The sequence below is a fragment of the Ornithinimicrobium pulveris genome (assembly GCF_050261105.1).
Taxonomy (GTDB): domain Bacteria; phylum Actinomycetota; class Actinomycetes; order Actinomycetales; family Dermatophilaceae; genus Ornithinicoccus.
In genome coordinates this window covers 543,431-561,097 of the sequence record NZ_CP189837.1, presented here as the reverse complement: position 1 = coordinate 561,097, position 17,667 = coordinate 543,431, and the positions used below count along the sequence as shown (strand labels likewise).

General features: G+C 71.3%; 17 protein-coding genes. 5 read left to right on the top strand and 12 right to left on the bottom strand.

Annotated features, from left to right (window positions below; translation table 11 throughout):
- The first annotated feature begins 49 nt into the window (after positions 1-49).
- Together ACQBAT_RS02570 and ACQBAT_RS02565 are read left to right on the top strand one after the other, a co-directional pair.
- Complete coding sequence (locus tag ACQBAT_RS02570; protein WP_420747186.1) at positions 50-1,489, top strand: hemolysin family protein; 1,440 nt, start codon at positions 50-52, stop codon at positions 1,487-1,489.
- Positions 1,486-2,562 (top strand): hemolysin family protein, encoded by a 1,077-nt coding sequence (locus tag ACQBAT_RS02565; RefSeq protein WP_420747187.1) that lies wholly within the window; start codon positions 1,486-1,488, stop codon positions 2,560-2,562. The genes ACQBAT_RS02570 and ACQBAT_RS02565 overlap by 4 nt, the downstream gene beginning before the upstream one ends.
- A gap of 352 nt (positions 2,563-2,914) precedes the next feature.
- On the opposite strand, the gene ACQBAT_RS02560 is transcribed toward ACQBAT_RS02565, so the two are convergent.
- The 7 genes from ACQBAT_RS02560 to ACQBAT_RS02530 all read right to left on the bottom strand — a co-directional run bounded on the left by ACQBAT_RS02560 (position 2,915) and on the right by ACQBAT_RS02530 (position 9,700).
- Positions 2,915-3,838, bottom strand: a complete 924-nt coding sequence (locus ACQBAT_RS02560) for a C40 family peptidase (protein ID WP_420747188.1) — start codon at positions 3,836-3,838, stop codon at positions 2,915-2,917.
- 416 nt (positions 3,839-4,254) lie between these two features.
- Entirely contained in the window at positions 4,255-4,935 is a 681-nt protein-coding gene (locus ACQBAT_RS02555) for a metal-dependent transcriptional regulator (RefSeq protein ID WP_420747189.1), read from the bottom strand.
- A gap of 41 nt (positions 4,936-4,976) precedes the next feature.
- Positions 4,977-5,672: a pyridoxamine 5'-phosphate oxidase gene (gene pdxH / locus ACQBAT_RS02550; RefSeq protein WP_420747190.1), complete on the bottom strand. Its 696-nt coding sequence runs from the start codon at positions 5,670-5,672 to the stop codon at positions 4,977-4,979.
- 10 nt (positions 5,673-5,682) lie between these two features.
- Entirely contained in the window at positions 5,683-6,078 is a 396-nt protein-coding gene (locus ACQBAT_RS02545) for a hypothetical protein (protein ID WP_420747191.1), read from the bottom strand.
- An 81-nt stretch (positions 6,079-6,159) separates the two neighbouring features.
- Complete coding sequence (locus ACQBAT_RS02540; protein ID WP_420747192.1) at positions 6,160-7,953, bottom strand: gamma-glutamyltransferase family protein; 1,794 nt, start codon at positions 7,951-7,953, stop codon at positions 6,160-6,162.
- An 89-nt stretch (positions 7,954-8,042) separates the two neighbouring features.
- Positions 8,043-9,317 carry an MFS transporter gene (locus ACQBAT_RS02535; RefSeq protein WP_420747301.1) on the bottom strand — a complete coding sequence of 425 codons (1,275 nt, stop codon included), beginning with the start codon at positions 9,315-9,317 and terminating at the stop codon, positions 8,043-8,045.
- A gap of 5 nt (positions 9,318-9,322) precedes the next feature.
- The gene (locus ACQBAT_RS02530; protein WP_420747193.1) at positions 9,323-9,700 is read right to left on the bottom strand and encodes a MarR family winged helix-turn-helix transcriptional regulator; all 378 of its coding nucleotides are present in this window, start codon (positions 9,698-9,700) and stop codon (positions 9,323-9,325) included.
- A 383-nt stretch (positions 9,701-10,083) separates the two neighbouring features.
- Between ACQBAT_RS02530 and ACQBAT_RS02525 the strand changes: the two genes are divergently transcribed.
- Positions 10,084-10,467, top strand: a complete 384-nt coding sequence (locus ACQBAT_RS02525) for a hypothetical protein (RefSeq protein ID WP_420747194.1) — start codon at positions 10,084-10,086, stop codon at positions 10,465-10,467.
- Positions 10,468-10,753: 286 nt separating this feature from the next.
- On the opposite strand, the gene ACQBAT_RS02520 is transcribed toward ACQBAT_RS02525, so the two are convergent.
- From ACQBAT_RS02520 to ACQBAT_RS02510, 3 genes are all read right to left on the bottom strand, one after another.
- Positions 10,754-11,500, bottom strand: a complete 747-nt coding sequence (locus ACQBAT_RS02520; RefSeq protein WP_420747195.1) for a DUF3027 domain-containing protein — start codon at positions 11,498-11,500, stop codon at positions 10,754-10,756.
- A gap of 2 nt (positions 11,501-11,502) precedes the next feature.
- Positions 11,503-11,904, bottom strand: coding sequence for a cold-shock protein (locus tag ACQBAT_RS02515; protein WP_420747196.1), 402 nt, complete (start codon positions 11,902-11,904; stop codon positions 11,503-11,505).
- Positions 11,905-12,126: 222 nt separating this feature from the next.
- Positions 12,127-14,100: an ABC transporter ATP-binding protein gene (locus ACQBAT_RS02510; protein ID WP_420747197.1), complete on the bottom strand. Its 1,974-nt coding sequence runs from the start codon at positions 14,098-14,100 to the stop codon at positions 12,127-12,129.
- Positions 14,101-14,216: 116 nt separating this feature from the next.
- Here ACQBAT_RS02510 and ACQBAT_RS02505 point away from each other — a divergent pair, with 116 nt between their 5' ends.
- Together ACQBAT_RS02505 and ACQBAT_RS02500 are read left to right on the top strand one after the other, a co-directional pair.
- Positions 14,217-14,768 carry a MarR family winged helix-turn-helix transcriptional regulator gene (locus ACQBAT_RS02505; protein ID WP_420747198.1) on the top strand — a complete coding sequence of 184 codons (552 nt, stop codon included), beginning with the start codon at positions 14,217-14,219 and terminating at the stop codon, positions 14,766-14,768.
- 38 nt (positions 14,769-14,806) lie between these two features.
- Positions 14,807-15,091: a hypothetical protein gene (locus ACQBAT_RS02500; protein ID WP_420747199.1), complete on the top strand. Its 285-nt coding sequence runs from the start codon at positions 14,807-14,809 to the stop codon at positions 15,089-15,091.
- A gap of 114 nt (positions 15,092-15,205) precedes the next feature.
- Here the strand turns inward: ACQBAT_RS02500 and ACQBAT_RS02495 are convergent, their stop codons facing one another.
- Positions 15,206-16,474, bottom strand: coding sequence for an ammonium transporter (locus ACQBAT_RS02495; RefSeq protein ID WP_420747200.1), 1,269 nt, complete (start codon positions 16,472-16,474; stop codon positions 15,206-15,208).
- A 165-nt stretch (positions 16,475-16,639) separates the two neighbouring features.
- Positions 16,640-17,635 (bottom strand): o-succinylbenzoate synthase, encoded by a 996-nt coding sequence (locus ACQBAT_RS02490; RefSeq protein WP_420747201.1) that lies wholly within the window; start codon positions 17,633-17,635, stop codon positions 16,640-16,642.
- Between the last annotated feature and the right edge of the window lie 32 nt (positions 17,636-17,667).

The following is a 17,667-nucleotide window of genomic DNA, read 5'->3' as shown; positions in this document are numbered from 1 at the left end:
GTCCCGGGCCGGGTGACGCCCGGCTTCTTCACGGTGCGGGGGGCGCCGCATGCTGATCGCGACCGGTCTGGCGGTCATCGTCGTGCTGACCCTGATGACCGGTTATTTCGTCGCGCAGGAGTTCGCCTACGTCAGCGTGGACCGCGGCAAGCTGCGCCAGCTCGCCGACCAGGGGGACCCCGCGGCGCAGCGCGCGCTCAAGGTCACCTCCCGACTGAGCTTCACGCTCTCGGGGGCGCAGTTCGGAATCACCGTCACCACGCTGCTCGTGGGCTATCTGGGCGAGGCCTTCCTGGTGCGCGGGTTGACGGAGTCGTATGCCGATTCCGGCTGGCTCGCGCGGGGGGCGATGATGTCGCTCTTCTCCATCGGCACGCTGGTCTTCTCGACCGTGCTGCAGATGGTGATCGGTGAGCTCGGGCCCAAGAACTGGGCGATCGCGCGCCCGGTGCCGCTGGCGCGGGCGCTGTCGCGGACGACCTTGTGGTACCTGACGATCTTCGGGCCGATCATCACGCTCTTCGACAAGGCGTCCAACGCGTTGCTGCGGTCGGTCGGGATCGAGCCGGTGCAGGAGCTGCCGCAGGGGGCGACCCCGGAGGACCTGACCCGGATCATCGCCGAGTCGCACAGCGGCGGGACGCTGGATGAGGACCTGTCGACGATGCTGGAGCGGGGGCTGGCCTTCCGCGACCGCGTCGCCGAGGAGGTGATGACCCCGCGGACCTCGGTGCACACCGTCCAGGCCGACGAGCCGGCAGCCACCGTGCTGACCGCCCTGCAGACCGGGCACGCGCGCTTCCCCGTCATCGGGCGTGACATCGACGACATCGTGGGCGTCATCGGGCTGCACGACCTGCTCGAGGTGGACCCGCAGGACCGGGCGACCACCATGGTGCGCGACCTCGCCGACGATGCGCTGATCGTGCCGGAGTCGCTGCCTCTGCCCCGCGTGCTGGAGGCCCTGCGCACCCGGCACCAGCAGTTGGCCGTGGTCGTCGACGAATACGGCGGATTCGCCGGGATCGTGACCTTCGAGGACGTCGCCGAGGAGGTCGTCGGTGAGATCTGGGACGAGGACGATGACGACGAGGTGATGGGCCACGCCCGCGCGGACGGCATCTGGGACCTCTCGGCGCGGCTGCGGATCGACGAGGCGGCACAGGTCACCGGGATCGAGCTGCCCGAGCACGAAAACTACGACACCCTCTCCGGGCTGGTGCTGGACCGCCTCGGCCGCACCGCCGAGGAGGGCGACAGCGTGCTGGTCCGGTGGACGACGCGCGACGGGGAAGGTGAGGAGTACGTCTCCCAGACCCGCCTGGACGTGATGACTACCCAGCGCTTCGTCCCCGAGACCGTCGCGCTGCACCCGGTCGTGACCCGGTCCTTGGAGGACTGGGCGGCGCTGTCCGAGGCCGAACGTGAACAGCTTTCCAGCGATGACGCCCTCCTGATCGAGGCGAACGGCAGCGAGGTGGCCCGATGACCATGACCACAGCCCTGCTGATCAGCGTCGTCCTGCTGGTGGCCAACGGCTTCTTCGTGGCCGCCGAGTTCGCGGTGGTCGCCGCCAAGCGGCACCGGTTGGAGGAGAAGGCCGAGGAGGGCAGCCGCTCCGCCCGCGCCGCCGTCGAAGCCTCGCGGGAGTTGTCCCTGATGCTCGCCGGAGCCCAGCTCGGCATCACCCTGTGCACGCTGGCGCTCGGCGCGCTGGCCAAGCCGGCCGTGGCCGAGCTGCTCGGCCCCGTCATCGGTGCGCTCGGCGCCCCGGACGTCGCGGCCGGCGCCATCTCGGTCGCGCTCGCTGTCTCGATCGTCGTCTTCCTGCACATGGTCGTCGGTGAGATGGCACCCAAGTCGTGGGCGATCTCGCACCCCGAGACCTCGGCGATGGCCCTGGCCGTGCCCTTCCGTGGCTTCGCCTGGCTGGTCCGGCCGGTCCTGTGGTCGATGAACGCGCTGGCCAACGTGCTGCTGCGGATGATCAAGGTCGACCCGGTCGACAATCTCGGCAGCGCCCAGACCCCGGCCGACCTCCAGCTGCTGCTTGCCCAGTCGCACGAGCACGGTGTCCTCGAGGACGCCGACCATCAGATCCTCACCGGCGCCCTGCGTCTGGAGGAGGAGCCGGTCTCCGCGGTGATGTTCCCCCCGACGGCCGCCGTGACCATCCCCCGTGCTGGCACGGCGGCCGACGTCGAGCGGATCAGTCGCGAGAGCGGTCGATCCCGGCTCTTCGTCGTCGAGCCGACGGGGCGCGAGGGCAGCCGCCGAATCCGTGGTCTGGTGCATGTGCGCGACGCCATCCTGGCCAGTGCTGAGGGCGGCGGCGATCGCCCCCTGAGCGCCTTCATCCAGCCGGTGGCCTCGCTGCCCGACACGATGCCGCTCATCGACGCCGTCGCCAGCCTGCGCCAGCAGCGCGCCCAGCTCTCCCTGGTCCGCGACGAGCACGGCCGCGTCGTCGGGATGACCTCGATGGAGGACATCCTCGAGCAGATCCTCGGCGAGTTCGACGACGAGTCCGACGAGGCGAGCGAGGCCACCGCTCAGGTGTAGCGGCAGCCCACCAGCTCTGCACCTCGCCCTCGCCTGCCGCTGGCGTGCGTTTCGCAGGGGTGGCGCCCGCGGGCCCGTCTTCGGCGCACCTTCAGACATGCACAACGTCCCGTATGCCGTCGCCGACCTGCGCTTTTCTCCCTCACCTTCCCCGTTGTGCATGTCTGAAAAACAGACGGCACCTCCCCTCGCTCCACGACCTCAGCGGATCGCTCGATCCCGGCGGATCCGCTCGTCACAGACAGCACGAAGCCCCTCCCGCAGAACCCGGGAGGGGCTTGGTGCTGGAGGGCCTCGTGAGCCCGTGACGGTGAGAGGTCAGCCGCGACCGAGCCTCAGATCACGCTCGTGCTCAGACGCGGCCGTAGCCGGAGACGCCGGAGAAGATCGCGCGGAGCTGGGTGGGGATACCCGGGCGGCCCGAGTCGTACATCATGCCGTTGCCGGCGTAGATGCCCACGTGGTAGGCCGGGTAGCCGAAGAACACCAGGTCGCCGGGCTGCGGGTTGCTGACCGGGGTGGCGTAGGCCTGCTGGCCGGCGGCCGTGCGGGGCAGCTCGATGCCGCGCGCCTGGCGGAAGACGAAGGAGGTGTAGCCCGAGCAGTCGAAGCCGGCCGGGGTGCTGCCGCCGTAGACGTAGTAGATGCCGGTGTAGGCCGCGGCGACGCTGAGCACGCTGCCACCACCCGACGGGGCCGGGGCAGGCGCGGGGGCAGGCGCCGGAGCCGGAGCGGGCGCCGGAGCGGCCTGCTGGGCCGGAGCGGCCTGCTGGGTCTGCTGGGCCGGAGCGGCCTGCTGGGTCTGCTGAGCCGGAGCGGCCTGCTGGGTCTGCTGCTGCTGGACCGGCTCGGTGCGCTCGTTGTCGCGGCTCGCGGCGGTCTCGGTGCGCTGCTCAACGGCAGCAGCGGCCTGCTCGACGACCGGCTCGGCCTCGACGACGGGCTCCGGCTCGACGACCGGCTGCGGCGCGATGGCCGTGAAGCCTGCGGTGCCGTAGGAGGCGCGCTCGTCGCTGGCCGGGGCGCTGGCGGCCACGGCGGGACGCTCGGCGGCGGCGACCTTCTCGGCCACCTCGATCAGCGTCTGCGGGCCGGAGACAAAGCTGGGAACGGCGTCGCCCACGGACGGGGACGACGGGGCCGCGGTCGCCGACACCGACGCACCGGCGATGAGACCGGTGGAGGCCGCGGCAATGGCGGCGCTGCGGGTGAGGGCGGTGCTGGCCGTGCTGAGACGACCCGGCTTGCGGTGCCGGGCCTGGTAGCGGTACGTCACGAGATGGTCCTCCAGGGGTGTGCCTGCGGGGTGAGCTGTCGGGCTAGGGACGGGACGATCCCTCGGTTACGCACCGGCGTGGTGCGGAACCGTAAGCCCCGAGGAGCCGGTCGTGCTGGCTCCGAGGTTGGTTCCCCCGCTCCTGTCGCGCGGTTGATCTAGGACGAGATCCGGGCGCGCAGACAGGACTCGGCGTAGCGCACCTGGAGCAACTCCGTACGGGTTGGAGAAGCAGACGCCACCGTACACCGCACTTCCACCCATGGTCACGTTCCGATAACAAACCTGTGGATAACCCCAGGGCGTCACACCTGTCACAAGCCCCTTGGCCTGCACAAACGCGTTTCGACTTGACCGAACTCCCAGCGTGCGCGTGATCGAACTCACACGTCGACACGGCCCTCAACGGGCCTGTCTCAACGGCAGAAGATGTGGGCTGCGACGTCCACCGGCAGGGACACCGCCTCGCCCTCAAGCGACTCCACGATCGTCCGCTCGTCCTCGGCCCAGACCCGCACCCGAGCCCCCGGGCGCACCCCCGACTCCAGCAGCAGCCCCAGCACCTCGGGGTCGACCTGCACCGGCTCCCCCAGCCGCTCCACAGTCGCCTCGACCTTGGCCGCGGCCGACCCAGCCACCTCGTGACTGGGACGCCCCTGCGGGCCGGGAGCCACGGCATACCCAAGCTCGTCCAGACCCGGGATCGGGTTGCCGTACGGCGAGGTCGTGGGCGCCTCGAGCAGCCCCAGGATCTTCTGCTCGACCTGCTCGCTCATCACGTGCTCCCACCGGCACGCCTCCTCGTGGACGTAGGCCGGGTCCAGCCCGATCACGTCGGTGAGCAGCCGCTCGGCGAGCCGGTGCTTGCGCATCACCCGCACCGCAGCCAGCCGCCCGTCCTCGGTGAGCTCCAGGTGTCGCTCCTCGGTGAGCTGCAGCAGTCCGTCACGCTCCATCCGGGCCACGGTCTGGGAGACGGTTGGACCGGACTGGCCGAGCCGCTCGGCGATCCGGGCACGCATCGGGACGACCCCGTCCTCCTCGAGTTCGAGGACGGTCTTGAGGTACATCTCGGTGGTGTCGATCAGGTCGCTCACAGCCGCCATCCTACGAGGCGATCACCCGCCGACCGCCGGCTTCAGGGGCTGAGGCGCTCCCGCCGCCAGGCGCTGGGCTCATCCAGACCCCCATCGGCGACCCGCTCCCACACCAACCGGTCGTGCAGCCGGCTCGGCCGACCCGCCCACAGCTCGACGCGGTCGGGCCGGATCCGATACCCGCCCCACCCCTCGGGCACGGGGACATCGTCCGGCGATCCCGTGTCGGGGAAGCGCTCCGCGCCCGTCCTGTATGCCGCTTCCAGGCTCTCCCGGTCCGGCACCGGAGAGCTCTGGGCCGAGGCATGCGCGGAGATCCGCGAGCCCCACGGGCGGCTGACGAAGTAGGCCCTGACCTCCTCCGCCGGCAACGGCACCGCCACCCCACGGAAGCGGATCGCCCGGAAGAGCGAGGGCCAGGTCAGCGCGGCCGCCACCCGCGGCTCGTGCGCGATCTGCTGCCCCTTGGCCGACCGGGTGTTGGTGAAGAAGGAGGGCCCCTGCGCATCGAGGTCACGCATCAGCACGGTCCGCACGTCCGGCGCACCGTCCGTATCGACCGTCGCGACCGACAACGCTGTCGGCTCGGCCAGCCCGCCCACCGCCTCCGGCATCCGCGCGACCGCATCATCGATCCAGGCCCGCACGATCGCCAGCGGTGCCTCGGGGCACTCGGCCTCCTCCAGGAAGCCGGCGTAGTCGTGCCGCTGCGCGCCCAGCGTGCCGCCGTCGCTCATCGCCCCCACCTCAGCCCTTCGACTTCTTCGGCAGGTGAATGGTCCGCCGCAGCTCCTCTGGCCTCACCCGCTTGGCTGGGTCGGCATTGAGCAGCAGGGCGTCGTAGGAGATGTTCGTGTGCGGGTGGCTGCCGACCGGCTCGTTGCGCGAGAAGACCACCCAGTACGCCTCTCCAGCGTGGAAGACCTGCTGCAGCGAGCCGTCCACCACCGAGTCGGCGTGCGCGAGCGCCGTGCGCTTGGCCGCCTTGCGCGACTTCTGGGCACGCTCGGCGAGGTAGCGCTGGGCGGGCTCCCGGTTCTTCATGATCTGCTCGGCCACCTGAGGTCCGTACTTCTGCGCGAGCGTGTAGACGATCGGGCCGTACTTCAGGGCGAGCTTGGCGAGGTTGGCCTTGGCGGGCACGGGTGGCTCCTCCTATGGGGTCGTGCTGCTCACGCTAGGTGATGCGATCGAGTCCGGGCGCATCGACGTGACGCACCCACGTCAACGTCCGACGGCATACCCCTGCATTCCCCGGGGGTTCGCCGCGCCGGAGAGCACACCGGTCTCGGGGTCGCGCGCGACGGCGCACATCCGCCCGAGCGTCCACGGTCCCTGCTCGACCACCTCGTGGCCGCGGCGGCGCAGCTCGGCCAGGACATCCGTGCCCAGCCGCGACTCGGCCACGAGCACGCCGGGCTCGGTGGCGCGCGGGTGGAAACTGCCCGGGAAGCTCGTGGTGTGGAACATGGGAGCGTCGATCGCCGCCTGCAGCGGCAGCCCGGCGTCCAGGTGGCGCAGCAGGAAGATGCTCTGCCACTGGTCCTGTTGGTCACCGCCGGGGGTCCCGCACGCCAGCACCGGGACGCCATCGCGCAGCACCAGGGTCGGCGAGAGCGTGGTCCGGGGTCGCCGACCGGGCACGAGCGAGCTCGGCAGCCCCTGCTCCAGCCACATCATCTGCAGCCGGCTCCCGAGCGCGAACCCGACCTCAGGCACGAACGGACTCGACTGCAGCCACCCACCGGACGGTGTCGCGGACACCAGCATCCCCCACCGGTCCACCACGTCCACGTGGCAGGTGTCACCCCGGGTGACCCCGTCCCGCTGGACGGTCGGCTCGCCCGACGTCGGGTCCCCGTATGCCGTGTCCTCCCCCGGTCCTTCCACCGCCAGGGCGGCGAGGCGCGGCTCGCGACCGCCCGGTGAGCCAGGGCGCACCTCGTGGCTCGCGCAGGCGCCGATGAGGTCGGCCCGGGATGCGGCATACCGGGCATCGAGGAGGTCGTCCAGGGGGACGTGCGCGCTGTCGCCGTACCAGGCTTCGCGGTCGGCGAGCGCGAGCTTCCACGCCTCGGCGAGGGTGTGGACGCCGTCGGCGGAGTCGAGATCGAGCTCGTCCTGGGTCGCGTCGACCAGCTGGAGCGTCTGGAGGAGCGTCGGCCCCTGCCCCCACGGCCCGGTCTTGGCGATCGTCCAGCCATCCCGCTCGAGGGTGGCCGCGTCCTCCCAGCTGGCGGTGAACTCGGCGAGGTCCTGGGCGGTGAGCACGCCCGGCAGCACCTGTCCACCGCTGTGCCGAAACGCCCTGCGCTGGAAGGCCTCGAGCGCCTCGGCGACGAAGCCCTGCGACCAGGCGCGGCGGACGGCGTCGATGCCCTGCTCGCGGCTGACGTCGCGGGGCTCCTCGGCGATCAGCCGCTCGAGGGTGTCCGCCCAGGCCGCGTTGGTGACCAGGCTGCCCGGTCGCGGCGGCGCGCCATTGATGAGCCACTGGTCGGCCGAGGTGGTCCAGTCCTGCTCGAAGAGCTGGGCGACCGAGGCGATGGTGCTGCTGACCCGCTCGAGCACGGGGTGGCCGTGGCGGGCGTAGTCCAGCGCAGGCGCAGCGACCTCGGCGAAGGTCATGGTGCCGCGGTCGCGCAGCAGCACCAGCCAGGCCTCCATGGCGCCGGGGACCGCGGTGGCGAGCGGGCCGGAACCGGGCACCCGGTCCAGGCCGTGGGCGGCGAAGTGCTCGGGCGTGGCTCCCGCGGGGGCCGGCCCCTGCCCGCAGAGCACGCGCGGCGTGGGATCCTCGGCCGAGGCGACGATCAGCGGCAGGTCACCGCCAGGCCCGTTCAGGTGCGGTTCGACGACCTGCAGCACCAGGCCCGCGGCGACCGCCCCGTCGGCGGCGTTCCCGCCCATCTCGAGCATCCGCATACCGGACTGGGACGCCAGCCAGTGGGTGCTGGACACCATCCCGAAGGTCCCGGTCAGCGTCGGTCGGGTGGTGAAGGTGGGGTCGGGAGCCATCGGCGCTTCAGAGGGCGGCGATGACGGGGGCGAGGATCAGGGCCGCCAGCGCGACGAGGACGACGATGCGTCGGGTGCGGGCACTCACATCAGTTCACCTTCTCGGGGACGGGTTCGGTCACGATGCGGTCCAGGCGCAGGGGGCGCCGCCAGCTGCGGCGGATCCGCAGGCGGATGTTGTCGTGGCGCATCAGGTAGATGATCGCAAGGATCGCGGTGGCGCCGCACATCACGGTGGCGCCGAGGACGGTCGCGCGGGCGCCGAAGTGCTCGCCGATCCAGCCGAGCAGCGGCGCCCCGGCGGGCGTGCCGCCCATGAAGACGGCCATGTAGAGCGCCATCACCCGACCCCGGACCCATTGGTCGGTGGACAGCTGGACCATCGCGTTGGCGCTGACCATCACCGTGAGCGCGAACAGGCCGGTCGGGATGAGGAGGATGGTGTATGCCGTGAAGCTGGGCGCGAGGGCCAGCGCCAGGGTGGTGACGGCGAAGGCGAAGAGCGAGCCCAGGAGCAGGCGCCAGCGGGGGCGTTCGCGGCGGGCCGCGAGCAGGGCGCCGGCGAGGGAGCCGATCGCCATCACCGAGCCGGTGATGCCGAAGTCGGTGACGCCCTTGCCGAAGACCTCGGTGGACATCAGCGCGTTGAAGAGCTGGAAGTTCATCCCGAAGGTGCCGTGCATGAACGCGATCACCATGATGAGCAGGATGTCCGGTCGGCCACGGACGTAGGCGATGCCGTCGCGGACCTTGCCGCGCTTGGCGGCGCGGGGTGGGGAGGTGAGTTCCTCGGTGTTCATCGCGAGCAGGGCGATGATCACGGCGATGAAGGTGAGCGCGTTGAGCAGCAGGGTGGGGCCGGTGCCGAAGGCGGCGATGAGCAGGCCGGCCGCGGCGGGGCCGAGGAGACGGCCGGAGTGGAAGGAGGCGGAGTTCAGACCGACGGCGTTGGTGAGCTGGCGCGGCGGCACCATCTCGGAGACGAAGGACTGCCGGGCCGGGGCGTCGAAGGCGGCGGCCGTGCCGGACAGGAAAGCCAGCACGAACATGTGCCACAGCTCCATGTGACCGGTGAGCACCGCGACGCCCATGACGATGGCGAAGAAGGCCATGCTGATCTGGGTGACGAGCATGACGTGCCGCTTGGGGAAGGTGTCCGAGAGCGCGCCGGCGATCGGGCTGAAGAGCAGGATCGGCAGGAACTGCAGGCCGGTCACGATGCCGAGGGCCTGGGCGGAGTTGTCGGTGAGCTCGGTGAGGACGACCCAGTCCTGGGCGACGCGTCCCATCCAGGTGCCCGTGTTGGAGACGATGGCCCCGGTGGCGTAGATGCGGTAGTTGCGCACCGACAGCGCCGAGAACATCGCGCTCACCGGCAGACCACCTGCTCCAGCAGGGTGGTGGCGCGGGCGAGGAGGTCGCGCTCCTCGGCGGACAGTCCCTCCAGGCGCTCGGTCATCCAGGCATCTCGGCGGGCGCGTTCGGAGGTCACGAGATCGGAGCCTTGGGGGGTGAGCGAGAGCCGGACCAGACGGCCGTCGTGCTCATCGGCGGAGCGTTCGATGAGGCCGAGGTCCACGAGCTGGCCGACCGCGCGGCTCATCGTGGGGGCGCTGACCTGCTCGATGGTGGCGAGTTCGCCGCTGGTGTGCGGCCCGGTCGTCAGCCGGGCGAGGACGCTGAACAGGTGCGGGGCGAGCAGGGCCTCCCCGTCGGTGTCGAAGCGCACCCGCCGCGCCACCCGCATGCACGCGATCCGCAGATCATGCGCGAGCTCGGCGGTCTCTGGGCTTCCCGTGCTCGCTCTGGGCCCAGAGCTCCCCCTCACCTCTGAGATCTCTGGGCGGTCGGCGGTAGGCACAAGTCGTTACGTTATCTCATTACCTCGGCTAACGATCTCCTCGCTCCCCATCTCTTGCTTCCCCATCTCCCGCTTCCCCGTCTCGTGCTCCCCCATCTCCTGCTTCCCCATCTCCTGCTCCCCCATCTCCTGCTCCCCCATCTCGGGGTGCAGTCGCCTTAGCCGGGGTGACATGGGGGCTACAGGGCAATGTCACCCTTGCTACCCCTACTGCACCCTCCCGAGATCCCTGCTGCACCCCGGATTCGGCTCGGGATAGCGTCGGGGGGGTGCAGACTCCCGGATCCGACAGCCAGCCAGCGCGCCCATCCGATGGCGCTGACCCGCAGGTCCAGCCCGCTGCTGTCGACTCGCACGCTGTCTCTGACCAGCAGACCGTCGCCGGCTCCCACACGGGCGGTGACCCGCGCACGGCCAAGGACGTCGGCGACGCACGAGGCATCACACCGCCGGCAGTCCCGGTGCGCACCATCCACCTCGTGCAGTGGGGCATCCTCGCTTGGGCGTTGGCGCTGGTGGTGCTGCTGGCTTTCCCCGACCTGCGGGCTGGCGAGCGGAGCTGGTGGCTCTGGGTCCCGGTGGCGGGCATCCTGCTCGGCGGACTCGGCTACGTCTACCTCCGCCGCGGACGCGGTAACGCCGTCGACGCGTGATCTCGCTCCACCCCTGATCTAGCTCTACCCCTGTTGAGCACTGCACTCCACGATCGAGCCTGACCTCACCCCGACGCCGCACTGCCACCAGCCTCACCCTCAGCATCACCAGGCTTGATGTGCAGATCCGGCTGTGCAGAATCGGCGCTCAGGCACCCGACACGCAACACCACAACTGCACAGTGCAGGACACGCCGGGGGTGAGCGACGAAGAGTGTGGACTCCGCGGTCCATGCGCGTGAAAGCGCGAGACCTCAGCGGTCCATGAGAGGAGAAGCGCGCAACCTCAGCGGTCGGTGAACTCGATCTCGCGGTCGTCGTCGAGGACGGGCGGGTCGATCTTCTCGGGCTCGCGCTGCTCGACATCGACCTCGCTGTGCGCGCCGCAGCCGAACTTCAGCGAGACGACCTGGCCATCAGCCGGGGACCACTCGTTGGCGCACACCCCGAAGACCGAACGCAGCGCCCCGGCCATCGGCAGGAAGTAACCGCAGGTCGAGCACGGCCGGTCGGCCTTGCGCGCCGACTCGCTCGCCGGACCGCGGTCACCCTCATGCCAGCGGGTCGCCGCTGCATCCCGGCCTTCGGCCGACAGCACACGCTCCCGCCCCAGCCCGAGCTCCCAGATCGCCACGGCGTCGACGTCCTCCTCACCGGTGGCCTCCCACCCGGCCTCCAGGCGCGGATCGTCGGCGACGAAGGGGGTGCGGTCGTTGGGGCCGATGTCGCCTGGGGCGAGGCGCTCGGCATACGGGACCCATTCCGGAGAGAGCATCGCGTCCTCGCCGGGCAGCAGGTGCACCTCGGAGACGGTCGCGCTGCGGGCGCGCGGCACGCGCGCGACGGTGACGGCCCAACGCCAACCCGGGTAGGCACTCGCGGTGCAGGCGAAGGAATGGGTCGCGACCCGGTCCTCCTCCATGACCACGGCGAGGTGGTCACCGACGGTGCCGGGTTCGGCGATCGCGACGGCAGCCTCCCGCGCGACCTCCACGGCGGAGATCAGCACGGCGTCCTTCTTGGGGGCGGCCAAGGTCAGTTGCCCGCCTCGAACTGGTCGGCGACGGCACGCAGCGCCTTGGCCATCGCGGAGCCGTGCGTGCGGTCCGGGTAGTGCCCGCGGCGCAGCGAGTTGGAGGCGTTGTCGAGCAGGGTGATGAGGTCCTCGACCACGACGACCATTTCCTCGGCCGGCTTGCGGTCGCGCAGGGTCAGCCCGCGCGAGACCGACGGAGCCGGGTCGAGCAGCCGCACGTGCAGGGCCTGGTCGCCGCGCTTGCCGGCGACGATGTCGAACTCCACCTTGGCGCCACGCTTCAGGGTGGTTTCGCCCGCGGGCAGCGCGGAACGCGGGACGAAGACGTCGTCCCCCTCGTCGCTGGACACGAAGCCGAAGCCCTTGTCCTCGTCGTAGAACCTGACCTTGCCGGTGGGCACGGTGCACCTCGCGGGAGTATGTGGAAAAACGGGTCCCCCGAGGATATCGCCCGGATCATTCCTGACCTAACGGTATGACGCGGCGCACCCACGTCCACGGCGCCGCCGCCGTCCCATCCGGCTGCACGCGCGCGTCCGGTCGGCTCCACAACCGACACCACGCGCGTCCGGTCGACCCGTGAGCCAACACAACGGACGTCCGGTCGGAGATGGGGGCGCCGGTCAGGCGGCGACGGGCGCCGGCGCTGACCCCACCGACCCCGACCCCACCGGCGCTGACCCCACCGACGCCGAACCCACCGACGCCCCGGTGGCGGCGAGGAGGTCGGCGTACCGGCCGTCGCGGGCGAGGAGGTCGGCGTGCGTGCCTTGCTCGACGACGCGCCCACGGTCCAGGACCACGATCAGGTCGGCGTCGCGCACGGTCGAGAGGCGGTGGGCGATGGTGACCACCGTCCGGTCGCGGCCGACCCGCGCCAGCGCTTCCTGCACGGCCGCCTCGGTGCGGGTGTCGAGCGCGCTCGTCGCCTCGTCCAGGACCAGCACCTTGGGATCGCGCAGGATCGTCCGGGTGAGGGCGAGCCGCTGCTGCTCGCCGCCGGAGAACCGGTGTCCGCGCGCGCCGACGACTGTGTCGTAGCCCTGGGGCAGCGCATCGATGAGGTCGTGGATCTGGGCGTCGCGGGCGGCCTGCTCGATCTGTGCGTCGGTCGCGGCGGGGTTGGCGAAGCGCAGGTTCTCGCGGACGGAGGCGTGCAGCAGGTAGGTCTCCTGCGACACCACGCCGACCACCGAGGTCCGGTCGGCGGCGGGCAGCTCGCGCAGGTCGATCCCGTCCAGCGTCACCTTGCCGGAGGTCGGGTCGTCGAGGCGGGCGATCAGCGACGCGAGCGTGCTCTTGCCGGAGCCGGTGTGACCGACGAGGGCGACCGAGGACCCGGCCGGGATCGTGAGGTTCACCTCGGACAGGGCGTCCCGGTCCGATCCCGTATGCCGATAGCTCACCGTGTCGAGGCGCAGCTCGCCCCGGGCAGCGCCCGGATCGAGTCGACGGGCCGTGGCGGCGTCGGGCTCGGGCACGTCGACGGGCAGGTCGAGGTACTCGAAGATGCGGCTGAACAGCGCCATCGACGCGGTCACCTGGACCCCGACCGACAGCAGGCCCATCACGGGGCGAAAGATTCCGGCCTGCAGCGCGACGAAGGCCACGAGGGTGCCGATCGAGATGCCGTCGCCGGTGACGGGCAGCCCTGCCACCAGATAGAGCGCGGCGGGGACGATCGCGAAGACGATCCCCATGCTCGCCTGCCGCCAGCGCCCGGCGATCTGGGCGGCGACCTCGAGGTCCAGCAGCCCGGCAGAGGTGTCGTGGAAGCGGTCGGCCAGCTGCTCGCCCGCCCCGAGCGTCTTGCTCAGCCGCGCGCCGCTGACGGACAGCGACTCCTCGACCTGGCCGTGCAGCCCGGCGAGCGCACGCTGGCGCTTCTCGGTCGCCTCCCGACGGATGCGCGCGACCGAGCGCATGACGAAGATGGCCGGAGGGATCACCACGAGGGAGAGCAGAGCGAGCGTCGGGCTGAGCGCGAGCATCGCCACGAGCGTCCCGACGACGGTGGCGACATTGCCGGCCAGCGAGGTCGCGGTCGAGGTGACCACGCCCTGCAGGCCGGAGACGTCATGGGTCAGGCGGGACTGGACCTCGCCGGAGCGGGTCCGGGTGAAGAATCCGAGCGACTGCCGCTGCAGGTGGCCGAACAGGTCGGTCCGCACACCGTGCATGATCTTCTGCCCGACGGTCGTGCTGATCCAGGTCTGGAGCACGCCGAGCACCGCCGTCACGACGGCGACGCCGACCATCAGGCCGACCAGGATGAGGAGCAGCCGCACGTCCTGCTGCGGGATGGCGTGGTCCACCAGCTCCCGGGTCAGGAAGGGCGTGGCCAGGCCGACCGCCGAGCTGGCGACGATCAGCATGAGGACAAGAGCGAGCGGCCAGCGGTGCGGCGCGAAGAGCGCGATCACGCGACGGCCGTCGACGGGGTGGGAGGCGAGCTGGGCGAGGTCCTTGGGGTCGCGGCGCGCGCCGGACCGATCGGGTCGACCGGAGCGATCACCACTGCCGGACCAGTCCGAACGGCCGTGGCCCTCCCCCCGGGAGCCGCGGCCGGAGGACAGCGGGTGCGAGAAGTCGTCCATGCGCTTCTCCTTTCGAGTGCTGGGCCGGTCATCGATGCCGGCCGAGTGAGGTCTGAGCCCCCGGTCCAACATATGGAGGCTGCCTCTTTATTTCCTCGCCTCGCTATCCTGCCCGTATGCCGCAACCCCACTCACCCCTGGATCCGCCACCTGTGTCTGATCCGGCTTCCGTAGATCCGCCGTCATCGGATCCCGTCCTGTCGGCGGACCACGCTGCGCTCAGCGAGGTGGACCTGCTGATGCGGGTGGCTCGCCGCTGGCGCCACCTGGGGTCGGATTCGGGAGGAGAAAGCGCGGACGGGGACCGCGCCCTGTCCCCGCACCAGGCACGGGCGCTGCTGGCGCTGGCACGGATGGAGCGCCGCGCCGCCGAGTGCGGGCACCCGCACGGCATTCGCGTCTCCCACCTGGCCGCGCACCTGGGCATCGCACCCCGCTCGGCCACCGAGGTGGCCGACGCCCTTGAGGAGTTGGGCCTGGTGGAGCGCGCGCCCGACCCGACCGACCGCAGGGCGGTGCTGCTCACGCTCACGGGTGAGGGTCGGCATACGGTCGGGGTGGTGCGGGACCGGCGGCGCGCCGCGGCCGAGGAGGCGCTGGCCGCCCTCGCCGAGCCGGACCGCGCAGAGTTACGCCGGCTGCTCCTGCTTCTCCTGGACAACGACTAGGGTCGAACGCGCCCGACCACAGCACGAGGGGACGACCGATGTTCGGATCGAGCGAGCGCATCGAGCGCCTGGAACGACGCGTCAAGCAGCAGGAGCAGGTGATCGCCGAGCTGTGCCGCAAGGCCGGGCTGGACCCCGCCAGCGTGGGCGTCGCCCCCGTCGGCCAGGTCGACGCCGAGGAGCAGCGGTTGATCGCGGCGGGCAAGACTATCCAGGCGATCAAGCACTACCGGGAGCGCACTGGCGCAGGGCTGCGCGAGGCCAAGGAGTTCATCGAGGCGGCAGCCCGGCGGCACGGGCAGGGACACAGCGGCACCTTCTAAAGACCGCCGGGACCTGAGACCGCCGGGACCCCACGACCGGGCCGGGCGGCGTCGAGGTTCTCACCCGTCTCCCCGACGCCTGCCCGGCCCGGCCTCCCCCGCACAGGGCCTCCCTTAGGCCCTGGTCTCCTCGGCGATCGGGTCGTAGGAACCACCCGCGGCGCCGTCGAAGGCGTAGGCCGACTCCGAGTGCTGGGCGAGGTCGATGCCCCGCTCCTCGTCCTCGGCGCTGACCCGGAAGCCGATCGTCTTGTGGATGGCGATCGCGATGAGCGCGGTGAGCACGCCGGTGTAGACGAGGGTGAACAGCGTCGCCACTACCTGCGCGATCAGCTGGCTGAAGCCGCCGCCGTAGAGCAGGCCACCGCCCTCGCCGTCGACCGACAGCGCGAGGAAGCCGAGCGCGACCGTGCCCACGATGCCGGCGACCAGGTGCACGCCGACGACGTCGAGCGCGTCGTCATACCCGAAGCGGTACTTCAGACCGACGGCGAGCGCCGAGGCGACGCCAGCCAGGATGCCGATCGCGATCGCGCCCAGGGGTGAGACATTGGCGCAGGCCGGGGTGATCGCGACCAGACCGGCGACCACACCGGAAGCGGCGCCGACCGAGGTGGCGTGCCCGTCGCGAATACGTTCGGTGACCAGCCAGGCGAGCATCGCGGCGGCCGGGGCGACGAGGGTGTTGACCCAGATCAGGCCACCCTCCTCCACCGAGCCGGCCGCACCACCGTTGAAGCCGAACCAGCCGAACCACAGCATCGCCGTGCCGATCATCATCAGCGGCACGTTGTGCGCGCCGTGCAGACCCTTGGCGAAGCCGGCCCGCGAGCCGATCACATAGACCAGCACGAGCGCGGCGAGTCCGGCGTTGATGTGCACGACCGTGCCACCGGCGAAGTCGATCGCCTCACCGAAGACGCTGCCGATCGCGCCCTCCTCGGTGAGCAGCCCGCCACCCCAGACCATGTAGGCCAGCGGGCAGTAGACGAGGGTGACCCAGATCGGGACGAAGATCGCCCAGGCGCCGAAGCGGGCGCGGTCGGCGATCGCGCCGGAGATCAGGGCGACGGTGATGATCGCGAAGGTCGCGCCGAAGCCGATCCCGACCAGATCCGCGCTGCCGACCGCCTGGCTCAGGCCGAGGTCGCCGAACGGGTTGCCGACCAGGCCGCCGAGGACGCCGGGCTCGGAGGTCATCCCGTAGCCCCACAGCACCCAGACGACGCCGACGAGCCCGACCGAGACGAAGCTCATCATGATCATGTTGATGGCGGCCTTGGCTCGGGCCATGCCGCCGTAGAAGAACGCCAGTCCGGGCGTCATCAGCAGCACGAGCGCTGCCGAAATCATGACCCAGACATCACCAGCGGTGAGTTCCATCGTGTGCCTCCTAGTGTCAGAACGTGGCCGACCCACCCCTGGTCACGTCCTCGGAGCCGGGGTGGGCCGTGCCACGAAGTCAAGAGCACGGATGTTTCGGGCGCAGGACGCTGGGCGTTACAGGTGCGTTGCGCGTGTTTCGGGCAGGTAAAAGATGACGCGCGATCAGAGCAGCGCGTGCGCGCGGGCGAGCCGGTCGCGCCACCACTGCTCGCGCTCCGCGCCCGTCCCGTATGCCGCAACCCGCCCGGGGTCGACCGCCTCCCGGGCCGCGTCGGCCCGGTGGGTGCTGATGCTCCCGCCCTGGGGCACCAAGGGCTCCTCGACGACATCGGCGGCCAACAGGGTGGCGGTGCCCAGGCCGCAGTCGTGGTCGAGCTGCGGGAGTGCTGCCGCGAGCCGGACGCCGGCTGCCAGGCCCACGGAGGTGTCCAGGGCTGAGGACACCACGACGGGGAGCCCGCACTCGGCCACGATCTCCAGGGCCCGTGCCACGCCCCCCAGCGGCGCGACCTTGACGACGATGAGGTCGGCGGCGCCCTCGCGCGCGACCCGGACGGGGTCCTCGGCCCGGCGGATCGACTCATCGGCGGCGATGGGGACGTCGATCCCGTTGCGCGCCAGCCGGACCCGCAGGGCCGCGAGCTCTTCCACGGTGGCGCACGGCTGCTCTGCGTACTCCAACCCCCACGGCGCCAACGCGCCCAACGCCCGGACCGCGTCGTCCACCGACCAGGCGCCGTTCGCATCGACCCTGATCCGCGCCTGCGGACCCAGCACCCGGCGAACCTCGCCCACCCTGGCCACGTCCTCGTCCAACCCGTGCCCCGCCTCGGCGACCTTGACCTTGGCCGTCCGTCGAACGTCATACCGGGACAGGAGCGCAGCGACCTCGCTCGCGGGGATGGCTGGGACGGTGGCGTTCACCCCGACGTCGGAGCGCACTGGCGAAGGCAGCTCACCCCAGCCCAGCTCGATCGCGGCGAGCAGCCAGCGGGCTGCGTCAGCGTCGCCGTACTCCGGGAACGGCGCCCACTCCGCCCACCCGCGCGGGCCCCGCAGCAGGACCACCTCCCGCTCGGTCACCCCGCGGAAACGCACCCGCATCGGCAGCGCCACCACCTGCGCGGCGGCGAGAAGATCGGTCAGGGCAGGGATCACGGGCTCAGCGTAGGAGGCGCACCACCGTGCGC

Bases quoted from the DNA above. Each gene is read 5' to 3' on its own strand.
- ACQBAT_RS02510 (WP_420747197.1), bottom strand. From the start codon at position 14,100: ATGGACGACTTCTCGCACCCGCTGTCCTCCGGCCGCGGCTCCCGGGGG.
- ACQBAT_RS02495 (WP_420747200.1), bottom strand. From the start codon at position 16,474: ATGGAACTCACCGCTGGTGATGTCTGGGTCATGATTTCGGCAGCGCTC.
- ACQBAT_RS02570 (WP_420747186.1), top strand. From the start codon at position 50: ATGCTGATCGCGACCGGTCTGGCGGTCATCGTCGTGCTGACCCTGATG.
- ACQBAT_RS02505 (WP_420747198.1), top strand. From the start codon at position 14,217: ATGCCGCAACCCCACTCACCCCTGGATCCGCCACCTGTGTCTGATCCG.
- ACQBAT_RS02565 (WP_420747187.1), top strand. From the start codon at position 1,486: ATGACCATGACCACAGCCCTGCTGATCAGCGTCGTCCTGCTGGTGGCC.
- pdxH (WP_420747190.1), bottom strand. From the start codon at position 5,672: ATGAGCGACGGCGGCACGCTGGGCGCGCAGCGGCACGACTACGCCGGC.
- ACQBAT_RS02535 (WP_420747301.1), bottom strand. From the start codon at position 9,317: ATGTTCTCGGCGCTGTCGGTGCGCAACTACCGCATCTACGCCACCGGG.
- ACQBAT_RS02540 (WP_420747192.1), bottom strand. From the start codon at position 7,953: ATGGCTCCCGACCCCACCTTCACCACCCGACCGACGCTGACCGGGACC.
- ACQBAT_RS02530 (WP_420747193.1), bottom strand. From the start codon at position 9,700: ATGCGGGTGGCGCGGCGGGTGCGCTTCGACACCGACGGGGAGGCCCTG.
- ACQBAT_RS02500 (WP_420747199.1), top strand. From the start codon at position 14,807: ATGTTCGGATCGAGCGAGCGCATCGAGCGCCTGGAACGACGCGTCAAG.